The sequence below is a fragment of the Paenibacillus sp. FSL H7-689 genome (assembly GCF_000517905.1).
Taxonomy (GTDB): domain Bacteria; phylum Bacillota; class Bacilli; order Paenibacillales; family Paenibacillaceae; genus Paenibacillus; species Paenibacillus amylolyticus.
The window spans coordinates 110,953-123,919 of the sequence record NZ_ASPU01000057.1; the positions used below are offsets into that span (position 1 = coordinate 110,953).

Sequence of the window (12,967 nt, forward strand, 5' to 3'; positions counted from 1 at the left end):
AGTGCAGTTAACTTGTGCTTGAGTTCAACATCATGACAACTTTATATTTCTGTTATGTAAACTTCCCGTGTATTTGCGGATTGAAGTCAAAATAACGAGGTGAACTGTTGTGAATCATATGAATGTAGAACTTGCCAACTACATAACCCGTCTTCAATATGAGGATCTCTCCGAGAGGGCTATCGAAGTAGGTAAACAGGTAATACTGGACTCTTACGGTAATATGGTATTTGGTCGATACTCTGAAACAAGTGAACGTATTTTGGAATACGCAAGATTGGCAGACTCTATTATTAAAAATGAAGACTTGGTCTCATTGATTGGTGAACAGGATGTCCGCACTAGCACAGATCATGCTGTCTTCATTCATACCATGATGGCACGTTGTGCAGACCTGGATGACGGCTATCGCCACGCCATGGGCCACCCTGGATCTGTGCTTGTTCCGCTCCTGCTAAGTATGGCTCAGCTCCACCGAAACGATGGGAAACAGATGATCACCGCCATTGTTGCGGCTTATGACGTATATGCTAGGTTAGGCGAAGCGATCAATCCATTTATGTACCGGGAAAGAGGATTTGATGCTACCGGGGTATGCGGCGCTGTCGCAGCAGCGGCCTTGGTAAGTAAATTAACAAATGCAGATGCCAAGCAGACCAAGGATGCGATGGGGATTGCTTCTCTGTTCACAGGAGGTTTGATTGAATATCAGAATGATGGAACTTCAGGGAAAATTTTATGCAGCGGCTGGGCGGCATTGACCGGATTAAGGGCCGTGAGATTGGCATCCTGTGGTTTCACAGGTCCTGATGCAGCTTTGGAAGGAAAATATGGATTCTTCCAGGCCTTCAAAGGAACAAGCGGTCATTGTGACACAAGTCATGTGCTGGAAGGACTGGGAACTGATTTTAAAGTGACTGACATTTATTTCAAACGTCATGCCTGCCAGCGTGGATTACACGCCACTCTGGATGCTATGTTGGAACTTAGTGAAGACTATAGTTTAACACCATCCAAGATCAAGTCTGTTGATGTGAGGACCTCTTCATTTGTATATCGTCTGACAAATCCTAAGCCCAAGACCGCAATCGGAGCACAGGCCAGCACACAATTCACTTCAGCCGTGGCTCTCAAATACGGTCGTATGGACTCAGAGGAATTAATATTCAATAGCTTCACCGATCCAGAGGTTCAGGAGCTGGTGCAAAAAATTACAGTAACCCTGGATGATGAAGTGCAGCAATATCTGGCTGATCATCCAACTCATTTTTGCGCTGCCCATGTTGTTATAACAACACATGATGGCAATATATATGAACGGTGGATGCCTGTACCTCTAGGCGATATGGAAACTCCGTTTGGCTGGAATATGCTTGAACAGAAATTCAATCAATTTCTTTTAGAAACACCATTTAATGGAACAAAACAAGAACGATACGAGTTTATTCGTAATCTGGAACATATGAATCATGTGGATAAGCTGCTCCGTTTTTAAACGAATTTAAACTGCATTAATGTAAGTTTACTAAATGCGCTAAAAAAGGTCGCTTACCCTTGTTGGATAAGCGGCCTTTTTAACGTTTGGACTCACACAAGCCTATTTCGAATTTGCTAATATGCATTATATCCCATGGAGTTGGTTAACTTATACAACACCACTTGTATTGAAGTGAGAGAAATCCGATAAATGCTGATGCGGCTTATAGTGAAACTACAGAAGTAACAAAGCTTTGGAGGAAAATGGCATGTTAGGAAACATTCTGTTGGGTATGGTCATTCCCATTATATTGGGTGTATGGATTCTGCGTCGGAACTTTACAATCCTTATTCTATATTATCCACTTGGTGTGGCTATTTCAGCATCCATCAACAATATCGGGTTTAATTACTTCTGGAATATTCTGCCGAATACTCATAATCAATCCTTGGCTGCTCTTCCAATGGATCTTGGAGTCTATCCGATCGCTGGTTGCCTGATGATGTATATGATTTCAGAAAAAGGCACCAAGCCATGGTTGGCGATTCTTGTTGCATCATTGTCGCTGACATTAATCGAATGGGTTGCCAAAATGATGGGGCATGTCATCTATTTTAATGGATGGAACATAATTTGGACCTTTGTGTCATACCTCCTGCCATTTGTTCTTGCTTATGGTTACAGTAAAATATTGAGGTATACCAAGTGAAGTTTTACTGAAGCTTTCCACAAATAAGGCAGGACAGATGATATGGGTTAACGCTGATGGGCATACGTGCATATCTTAACTCATATTTGTCTTGGAGGGATTCTTAATGTATGTGGCATATCCTTATGGTTACAGGTACACTTTTACTCCGGTATGGGCAACATCATCAGCCGAAGCACTTGAATTAATCAAAACGGCTGTGCAAGGAGAACGAAACGATGAGGTGTTCTATGATTCACTGATTCAGTTGTCACCTGATGCCAATCAGGCTGCCATCATCACGAGCATCCGCAATGATGAACGAGGACATAATCAAATGTTCCGCCAAATGTACAAGGATCTGACAGGTCAGGAGATTATGGGCATAAGCAGTGAGCCGGTTGAGACGGTCACCTCTTATCTTGCCGGACTGCAAAAGGCGTTTCAGGGTGAATTGGCGGCCGTGGAAAAGTATAGAAAAATATGGTTTGGTCTCCCTTATGGCATATATAAAGACACGGTGTGGGGAATCATCCTGGACGAACAGAAACATGCGGATAAATATAACAATCTGATTACCTATAATTTGCCGAGATAGTCATGTATGGGATAAACAACGCGCGTATTCTTTTAAAAATGAAAATTGAAATCAGCAAAAAACCAGTGAATAATTAAAGCTCACTGGTTTTTTGCTTTGCCGAGTCGCTCTTTTATAATCCTGAGTTTAAATGCACTCTTCCAACGTATCAGGTTCCACATGAACGTGAACGGTGTATACGTCATGTTCCTCCATTAACTCGTTCTCCACGTCTGTACAGATATCGTGTGCTTGTTGAAGATCCAGCTCAGCATGGACTGTTATGACAACGTCTACTACAACGTTATTGCCATAATTCCGCGCTCTCACGTCTTTAACTGTCTCTACGCTGTCAATTCCGGCAATCGTTTTTTTGTACTCCTGAATCAGTTCAACATCAAAACCATCCGTCAGATGATGTGTGGCTTCCTTGAAAATGTCCCAAGCGGTCTTGCAGATCAGGAAACCGACGATGACAGCCGTTACAGGGTCCAGCCATGGGAGGCCGAACTGGGAACCCACGATCCCAATGACCGTACCGGTGCTCACCCAGGCATCGGAAATGTTATCACGAGCCGCAGCCATGACTGCCTGACTTTTAATACGGGAAGCAAGTCTCTTGTTATAGCGATAGACCAGATACATGACAACCGCGCAGAAAATGCCTGTGTACGCAGCGATGATATCCGGAGATTCATGTGTACCCTGAAACACAGAACCAATGGCTTGAAACAGTACTTGTAAACCTACTGCCATCATAATGAAAGAAGCAACAAGTGACGCAACGGTCTCTGCTCTCCAGTGACCATATGTATGATCTGTGTCTGCTGGGCGTTGGGCAAGCTTCAAACCGATCAGTACAGCTATTGAGGCCACAATATCGGTCGCATTGTTTAATCCATCCGCCTTGAGTGCTTCTGATCCGGCCATATTGCCAACGATCAGTTTTAATACGGTCAAACATATGTAGGCGATAATGCTGATGATAGCTCCGCGCTCCCCCAGCTTTAGATTATCGTATTTAAGTTGATCCACATGATATCCTCCTGCAATCTTCAATTCAAGCACGTGTATGATGGTACCATTGAAGATTTGTGTGGGTCTAGAGAAACGTTTTGAGTGTGACGAAACATAATCTGAACGCGGCAATTTTTTTACGAGCATCCAAAAAAGTTGGATTTGGCAAACTTAAATGAATAATGGGTGGTAAGAGGAAGGTGGCCGACTGCTTCCCTTGTAAACACACTTTCTTGCACTTAGACAAAAAGAGCCAAATGGATCGTTTTGATCCACTCGGCTCTTAACGTTATTTTGCAATCATTTGTATAACATCACTTACCGTTGTTCCACTTCCATTCATAATTCACTGCCCTCATTCAGAAAGTGTCGGTTCACCTTGCACCTCATTTGCAAGCAGCTCCGAATCATCGGAATGCCGTTCGAACATAACAGCGTCAACCCTCGTATAGATCATATCCGCAGGAAGCGTTGGCGGGTCTACCGTTGTAGGTGTAACTCTGGTTAACCGGACATACTCGCTGCCGTCACCCGTAAAGTCGAACGTTCCCAGATTAACCCAACCCGATGAGCCGACCGTTGCATCCATATAGATGACCTCGGTACCCGTTTTATGCTTCACTTCCACTTTGACATTATTATCGTTGGCCGTCGTATGGACAAGTTTGTAGATCGAGACCGTATATTTCCCCTCTGGAAACTCGCTTTTCCACGTTGCTGATGATCCTTGAACTGTTGAATAGCGGGATTTAACCCCAATTTTGTATCCGGCTAAATTGCTTTGGCTCCACGACCCTTCTGTCGTGTATAACCCCGTTGTATTTGTACTATCGACGATAACCGTTAGGTCCCTGATCGTGATGTTCAAAGGTGGTGTGGTTAAGGTCACTCCGTCAATCGTAACCGTAGCCCATACCTCAATGTGATCCGTGTCTCCATCAAGATTAAGAAGGGTCAACACCCCACTGCTATTCACTTCGGCCAGATCCGTACGATCAACGAAATATTGCACATCGGCCTGTGTAAGATCACCGACCAAACCGTTATCCAAATAACCGGTTACGCTCAGTTGTGCGGTTTGAGTCATCTGCAGCTCGTTCCGATCGGATATGATCACAGCAGACTCCAATTGCGGTATCCTGTTTGGGTCCACCCACATGATTGCATCGGCAACGACTCTGGACTTGTTGGCCTTATTGGTTAGTTCTACGTACCCGCTATCGCCTTCAGCAAAAGGATAATCCCCCAGGTGCACCCAAGTACCATTCGCTGTTGTCTCATCAACTGTCACCGTCTCGGAGCCTCCGCTATGATAAACGGTAAATGAGACATTTGTTGCCCAATTTTCACTCGCAACAGTGATTTGCGGAATCTTGTAATACACACTGTAAGTGACACTTTCTGGCAGCTCAGGCCGCCATCTCATTTTGCTTGTCGCTGTGCCGGTCGTAGATTTGGCATACACATAGTTATCATAATAATAATCGTTAGCCGTCGTATCCCTTATCCAGACGCCTTCTGTCTCCGCCTCTGTATTATCCACAATGATGGTTGAGCTATCCTGCCCATCGGGTTGGACTGGAGTTTCCGTTACCTGATCAGGCAGATAAAGTGTCCGCTTGCGGGTCTGTTTCCCCTCCGATTCCACGTAATACGTGAAAGTTTGGGATAAATCATTCACTCGTATCGACCATTCCATCGGGTATATCGTATCTGGGATGGTCGTGTACGTGGCCCCGCCATCCAAGGAATAATGGATTGTCGCTGGTTTTGTCGTTTTGGCCTGCACATAAGCATCATAGACCGTTTCGTCGGGCTTAACCATCAGCATGCCTTTAACCGCATCAATTGGACTGTGGATGTCGAAAAAATAGCTTGCATCCGATGTATCAGCCGTTCTAACCTGATGCAGCGGTACATCAATATCGAGTCCCTCGACAATGATCGCGGTGATTCCCTTGCTTGAAACCGTAGCTTGAATGATTCCGCCACTCATTACCGTTTGCTCTGGTGTGCCATTGTCGCGGATGATCGTTACGGTATAATCCTGCGCCGGATTGAATCCAATGATCTGTTCATTCAATTCAATCGGAGTCTGAACTTCTTCAGACGATGCATTGCTTAATCCGATGTAGAATTTATCCCCGCTCTCACCCGTTATCCAATTCAATTGAGGATGGTTGGTCTTAATAATCCCCTTAGGCATCCAAAGCCAAACGTCGGAGTTACCATAAAATTGACCTGGTTTATTCCCATAGAGGTGATATTTGAACCATAAAAAATTCGTTTCAAAAACGGAAGGAAACGTAATACTGCCGTTCGATTTCAATGATTGTTCGCTGATCAAATAATCCATCGTTTGCCCGAGCTGCCCCGGAATATGGTGGTAATAGATGGATGTAGCCCCGCTGGGGCCTTCCAGTGGAAAGTCCGGTTCAAGTTGGCTAACGGCGAAGCCTTTATAATAATAACCTGGATAACTGGAATATCGTCCAATAACCGCATTATGAGCAATATCCTGCAGCAGTTCATCCCCTGTATAGAGCGACAATCTCAGCATGAACGGAGCTTCCTGAGCATTCATCCGATAATAGCCGGTTGTACTTCCTGCTTCAAACGTCAGTCCGCTCGGTGAAACAAGCCAACGCTCCGCTTGAACGCCTCCGGCAATATCTTCTGGAAGCTTGAGCCTAGGATATTGAAATTTCCCACTTTCCGGCCAATGGAACGACTCCGCGTAATTATATGTCTCCGGCTGAGGAATCGTAACGTTACCTTCAGGAACTGGACGAGCAACAAACATCGTTGCATACCGTTTGGCTTCCTTATAGGCGGCATCCAAGTATTTGGGATCCTGAGTTTCCTCATAAAGCTCCAAGATCTCCATCCACAGCTTGCTGTAATAATAAATGAACTCATTTTTACTCACATCGACGGATGCAGGCGTATCGATATGTTGCGTGATATAACTGTCGGCTGCATCCTTCGCAGCTTGCAAATACTGTGCATCTCCCGTCATCCGATACATCATCAGGGGCTGAATGACAGGCCCACGGTCTTTTTGATCCGGGTCACGCACAAGATACTCTTCCTGTGCCAATGCCCCAATTCCTGCCGAAGTGCCCATCATCTGATTGACAGCGGCTACGCTTGAAACATCAAACGGCAGAGTAGCCATTTTCCATAACGAAGGCACACCGTATACTTTTTTCTGCGTTGGTGACCAACCTATACCATTTCGGGATACGCCATACTGGACGGACGGCAGTGCTCTCGTATCATATAGCTGGTCATCTCCAGTTAAATAATAAGCCCCCAAAAGAACCGCATTCGAGCTTGTTCGGACGCTATCCTCGTTTTCGATATCGATAAAACCCTTGGCACGGCTCCACCACCCGCTGGGTGATGGTACATAATTCACAGAGTCGTCCCCTTGCGGCTCAATTTTAAGTAGATCAATCATATTAAACATCGCGTCAGTAAGCGACTGATCTGACACATTTTCCCGGTATGCCGAATAATCGTACTCATTGCGAAGAATATCCACGTAGGACTCATATAGATTGCTTTTTTGAGCGATTAGCCCCATATGAAATTGATAAGTGCTTTCTGCGGTCATTTGCGAATAAGTCCCTAATTGAGGCGCATACAGGATTGGCTGCACGCTGCCTTCGTTGTTAACCAGGCTCATGCCAAGCCGTTGTTTCGTAACACCTCCCGTCGGTTCAAATTCAACCGGAAGCTCTGCCGAAGGTACAAATACGCCATACGTCAATGGATTTCCTGAACCATCATTTTTCTCAACCAGGCTCATCGGAGCGCTCAGCTCTCTTAAACTTGTTGATTCCACCGTACCTACCATTTTGGCATGTGACCTGAATCCATTTAACACTTCATTGATGCCCGAGACTGCCTCTGTTGTGAAGGACTGATATCCAATCACATAATTGCCGTCGCGGCGAGGCGTAAAGGCAAAAGAAACATCTGGTTTATCCCCTGCCATGGACCAGTTCACTTCAAAATCGTAATCACTGCCATGCCGAGAATCGGTTAATACCGCCGTCTGGCTGTCTGGAAAATGGACCCCGTCGAATGTAATCCAGCGTTTGTTCATCGTATCGTAGTAATTGGTTCTGCTGCCCGCGTTCCCATCTAATAAAACCCATTGCTCCTCAAGTCTTTCCGATTCATTATTGATTGGCATCCAGTTTCCCGTTTCCGTGTTCTTGTAGAACATGTCACGAACGATGGATTTGCCTCCATCCCATGCTGCCTCATAGAAGGTTGCCTTGTAGTTAGCATTTTCGATGCTGCCTTTTTCTGTGTAACTGAGATTCGTTAATGTGCGGCTCCGCAGCGGGGGCAACGGTGGTGCCTGTTGACGGATATTTCCCTCGAACTTGACTGCATCAGCCCGCGTAATAATTGTACCCGTAGAAGGCTGTGTTCGAGTCAGCCTGACAAATTCGCTATCATTACCACTAAACTCATACTCCCCCAGATCCACCCATCCAACCGATGGACCTGACGAAGGTCTTAGATCCATAAACTTAACATCCGTAATCCCGTTATGAACAATCTCAATTTTCACATTACTATCTGCTTTATCCGCCCAATCCAGCTTATAGAACGATATTCTCGCCGTCCCTGCTTCCAAGCGTGGATTCCAGGTGATGCTTCTACCTACAGCGTCTGTAAATTTGGAACTGGAATTATTGTATCCCTTCACTCCCGCGCTTGTGCTCCAATATGGAGCGGAGAATCCGTTATTAGCGTTGCCGGAATCAACCGTAACGAAATGATCAATTGTGAGGCTCCCATCATCAATGATGATTGTCTTATGTGGCTCTTTCTGCGTTATATTCCCTTCGAACTTGACCGCATCCGCGCGTGTAAGGATCGTGTTTGTGGTGCCGGTAGAACGGGTCAATTGAACGAATTCTTCACCAACTCCAGAAAAATAGTACTCTCCCAAATCAACCCACCCTGCTGGAGCGCCAGATGAGGGTCTTAGATCCATAAAGACTACATCCGTTGTTCCATTATGAACAATTTCGATTTTTACATTGCTATCAGCCTTATCCGCCCAATCCAACTTATAAAACGATATTTTCGCCGTTCCTTCTTCCAAGCGTGGATTCCATGTTATCGTTCTGCCTGCTGTACTCGTATATTTGGTGCTGGAAAGATCATACCCCTTCACCCCTGTGCTTGTAGTCCAATTTGGAGCCACATATCCATTGTTCTCGTTACCCGCATCAGGTGTCACAACATCATTGATCTTGATACTCCCGTCATCGATGATAATCGTCTGATAAGGTAAGGTCTCCGCATCAGCGGCCCTTATTCCGATCAGGCTGGAAGGAACTACGACCGTCAACATGAAAACGATGAAGAAAAGCAGCTTCCTTTTGACCATACAATTCACAGCCTCTCCTTAAATGATAACGCTTCCATAAATGCATTGCCTTTTGCTCAAATGATTGTAAAAAAGCAATTAACCTTCCCCTTCTGTCTAATTCCGCTCTGTCGTTTTTATCTTAGCATGTTACATGACGGTGAAATTTCTTTCATTTTAAGAATTTCTTATACGATTTTAAGTAAAAAAAGAAACCTACATCCTAATTGATTGCTCAGTTGCAGTCAGATAGAATATAGGTCTTTCAAGTGTTCCAAGAGGACTTATCAATTATAAAGGCGGCTGCACCAATAACAACTTTCCAAGCTGAATGACGGTTTGATCATACCAAGCTGGATGTTGCCGAACATGTTCCATACCTCGTTCATTACCACTTGCCTCAAACACGGCCGCTTTGTCAGTTTTCTCGTGATCGATCTCCAAGAGAACTGTATGTTTCCCATTTGGTAGCTCCGGCAAGAAAATATATTGATTTCTATTATGATCGTTGTAGAGCGTGAATCGATCAACAAGGAAGGGTTCCCCTCCATCCACAGTCACCTTCAATCTGCCAGAATCCGGCCCCCCGATATCAAATAGCCCGATGTGGGTACCCTCAAACTCCACTGTGATCGCCTCTCCAGGATCAACTGCTCGCCACAGACCGGGGAACAACCAATCGTACTCACGCACTAAAGGAAAATCATCAGGGGTCACGTAAGACCACCCTGCGGAGAAATGAGTAAGACGATCCAGTGGCAACATGGTTGCATACTCCCAAGGATTGGCCGGGACCAAGGGGTCCTGCGGCAAGTGATGTTCGACTTTTCCTACGTGATCTCGAAGTTCACTGATTTTCTTAAATGACCGTGTGATTGTGTCCGTGTAAATCTGGTGTCCTTCGGGAATTGTCGGATGGATCGAATCATGCGTGAAAATAACGGCTCCGGGAATGGACACATCTGCCCCTGAGGTGAAAATGAGCTTTCCATCCGAAACCAATTGACTGACCGCTACGCCCAGATGAATCGAAGGAATGCCGTAATAGTCGGCGACTTCCTCTTGCATAAGAGCGCCCTTCTGGTATTCGCCGGATTGAAATGAAGTCAAATCCCGCTCCTTAACCGTATATACAAACAGGATATCGGTAAACCGGCTCCGCTTGCGAATCTGTCGCACAATGCCTTCGATCCGCGCTTTGGATTCGGGCACTCCCCCATCGTTTCCAACGAATTCAACAAATACGAGATCAGGCTGATGACGCAGTACATCCGTCTCCAAACGGGCGCAGCCGAGGTCCGATCCGGTCCCATCAATGCCTGCGTTCACAGCGCGGATATTCGCATGGGGATATTGCCCTTGCAGCCAATCCGCCGTCATGACCCTGTATCCTTCAGAACGTGTATTACTACCGCCAAAATAAACGATGGTCGCGGTTTCTCCATTTTCCAACTTTTGAATGACATTAGGCAGCCCTCTTCGTGGGAAAAATTCCTTCATCACGACTTCACCCGCCCTCACTTAGCGTTTTTAGGAGCAAAAAGTTTTACAGCAAACACTTCATAATATGGCGAACCATACGTTGCACAGAAATCAAACCGGATTCGGGTTACACCGTTGGCATGCACTTTATGTTTGTTCAACGAAAGATAATTACCGCGGATTTTAATTTCTCTCTCGCTTCCATCTTCTAAGGTTAAGGTCACATCATAATCCTGGATCAGTGGCTCGATCGGATCGTCGAAATGTTCCAAATTCAGCTGCGAATTGAAAACAAGATGGATTTCATCCAGATTCTTGGGGCTTGCAAAACCAAATTCCAACCATTCCTGTCCTTCCGTACGTTCCGAAATCCAGCCGTTAGGCAGACCATAAGGTCTGGAGAAACCGTTGACGACATTCGCGGGATTATACATATCCTGGGATGGTATCAGGTCTTTGAAGCAAATGCTCTTATTAAGCTTCTTCAGCCTGGATGGCTCTTCCGGTCTATAAAGGAAGCTCACCGCTCCAGTCATTTTCTCTTCATTGTTGTGTACGGTAAGGCTCGCCGTACCTTCCAATACGATATAGATTTTGTCGTCTGCTGGCTTCTTGCAGCTGAGTTCCAGTGTAATCCAGTCATCGTGACCCGCTGAAATCACCAAGTTGTAGCCTTTCAGCTCGCTGGTGGGAATATAGTTTTCCTTTCGATCCCCGCCAAACAGCTTCACTTGCAACGTTTCCGAATGCTCGGATCTATTTTTAATTTTGATCTGCAGGCTTTCAACCACGGGTGTCTTAATCGGCAAGACCAAACATAACGCTTTCTCCAAGGAGATTTCTTCGGTTGGATGAATTTGTTCATAGCTTCGCTGAGACGAGGCACGAATCGTTAATCCGTCTGCGAAATAAGGATCCAACGGCTCTTGAAGCCCTACAATCGTTTGCCCGTCGCGAAGCAGCTGCGTCTGAAGCTCATCCATATGTGCTTTGACGATGTCCGCAGGGTCTGTATCATATTTTACGCATAACGCAGCAGCCGTTCCTACCGCCTGCCCCATACAACCACAGGTTGCCATCACCCTTGTAGATCCAAAAGCCACATGTGTAGCGCTTATATTACGGCCAGCGAACATGAGATTAGGAATATTGCGTGAAAATAAGCTGCGAAACGGGATATTATACAATCCCGGCACAAAATTCCATGCTGTAGCCGGCCCTTCATCGTAGATGCCTTTATTTGCATGCAGATCCATATACCAGCCTCCGACGGATACCGCATCTTCGAGATGAGTCTTTGTTGTAAGATCGTTCTGAGACAGCATGTGTTCACCTATAAACCGTCTCGACTCTCGCTTTCCCGGAATCGGGCATACATAATCCAGGATAAGGTTGTCTACATCATCAAACTCACCGCTATTTTTGATATAATCCCAGATCCCGTACACCAATTTCCGCAGTTCCAAGGCGATGTCTTCATTATTCTTGATAATATCCATATGTCCGCCGTATTCCAGCCACCACAATCCGCCAAGCCCGTTGATTTTCCTTGGAAAAGATCGATGGTTTAATCCTTTTCTGATACTATCAAAAAACTCCAGCTTCGTAATATCATACGCAAAGCCTGGCCTTTTGTAAGGAACGGAATAGTTTACGTCACGGGCTTGAAACAGAATCGTATCACCCATCGTGTAATGATCTGCCACTTCTGGAGCGAGCTCCTCCTGGTATTCATGCTTCGCCTCTCTTCCCCATCGGAAGTGAGCACCTGCTTGGTATCCAACAATTCCATCACCGGAGCAATCGATATAGGTTGGGCTTTCAAAACGAAATTTTCTTTCGGAAGCCAATTGAAGGCCCTCCACCCATTGAATTCTGCCGTTCTCCATGCCCGTTTCATGCACACATGTATTCAGAAATAGAGAAATGTTGGGTTCATCATAAACCATGTCAAGCAAGACCGTATCCGAAAGTGAAAGCATAAGTTTTTTGTTGTATAACGGATTATAATGAAAGATCTTCAGTTTGAGTTCTTCCACCAACCCGCCTTCGCGAGCATAATAGGATGGACTGTTTCCGAGATATGCCGACCCGTTAATGTGAACTCTGACCTCGCTGCTCGCATTTCCACCCAGAACTGGCCGATCATTGATAAGTGAAACCAGCAACCCTTGGCGTGCGGCAGCAATGGCAGCGCATATCCCGGCAATTCCTCCACCTATGACGGTTACATCTGATTTCATAAGCTCCATTTTGATAACCTCCATGATTAGATGCTCCTATCATGGTAATGGTTTTGGCCCCTTTTTTTTTACAGGATTTCGCGAA

Annotated in this window: 7 protein-coding genes; 3 read left to right on the forward strand and 4 right to left on the reverse strand. The window is 45.5% G+C overall.

Annotated elements, in window-relative coordinates; all coding sequences use genetic code 11:
- Positions 1-118: 118 nt before the first annotated feature.
- The 3 genes from C170_RS25465 (at position 119) to C170_RS25475 (ending at position 2,763) form a co-directional block, all read left to right on the forward strand.
- Positions 119-1,495: an MmgE/PrpD family protein gene (locus C170_RS25465; protein ID WP_235200842.1), complete on the forward strand. Its 1,377-nt coding sequence runs from the start codon at positions 119-121 to the stop codon at positions 1,493-1,495.
- Between the two features lie 250 nt (positions 1,496-1,745).
- The gene (locus tag C170_RS25470; RefSeq protein ID WP_036615531.1) at positions 1,746-2,186 is read left to right on the forward strand and encodes a CBO0543 family protein; all 441 of its coding nucleotides are present in this window, start codon (positions 1,746-1,748) and stop codon (positions 2,184-2,186) included.
- A gap of 106 nt (positions 2,187-2,292) precedes the next feature.
- Positions 2,293-2,763 carry a ferritin-like domain-containing protein gene (locus C170_RS25475; protein WP_036615533.1) on the forward strand — a complete coding sequence of 157 codons (471 nt, stop codon included), beginning with the start codon at positions 2,293-2,295 and terminating at the stop codon, positions 2,761-2,763.
- 126 nt (positions 2,764-2,889) lie between these two features.
- On the opposite strand, the gene C170_RS25480 is transcribed toward C170_RS25475, so the two are convergent.
- The 4 genes from C170_RS25480 to C170_RS25495 form a co-directional block, all read right to left on the reverse strand.
- Complete coding sequence (locus C170_RS25480) at positions 2,890-3,777, reverse strand: cation diffusion facilitator family transporter (protein ID WP_036615535.1); 888 nt, start codon at positions 3,775-3,777, stop codon at positions 2,890-2,892.
- Between the two features lie 337 nt (positions 3,778-4,114).
- A complete protein-coding gene (locus C170_RS25485; protein WP_036615537.1) occupies positions 4,115-9,178 on the reverse strand; it encodes a golvesin C-terminal-like domain-containing protein in 5,064 nt (1,687 codons plus the stop codon).
- A gap of 270 nt (positions 9,179-9,448) precedes the next feature.
- On the reverse strand, positions 9,449-10,657 hold the full coding sequence (locus C170_RS25490) for an SGNH/GDSL hydrolase family protein (RefSeq protein ID WP_036615539.1): 1,209 nt from the start codon (positions 10,655-10,657) through the stop codon (positions 9,449-9,451).
- 17 nt (positions 10,658-10,674) lie between these two features.
- On the reverse strand, positions 10,675-12,906 hold the full coding sequence (locus tag C170_RS25495; RefSeq protein WP_036615541.1) for an FAD-dependent oxidoreductase: 2,232 nt from the start codon (positions 12,904-12,906) through the stop codon (positions 10,675-10,677).
- Positions 12,907-12,967 lie beyond the last annotated feature (61 nt).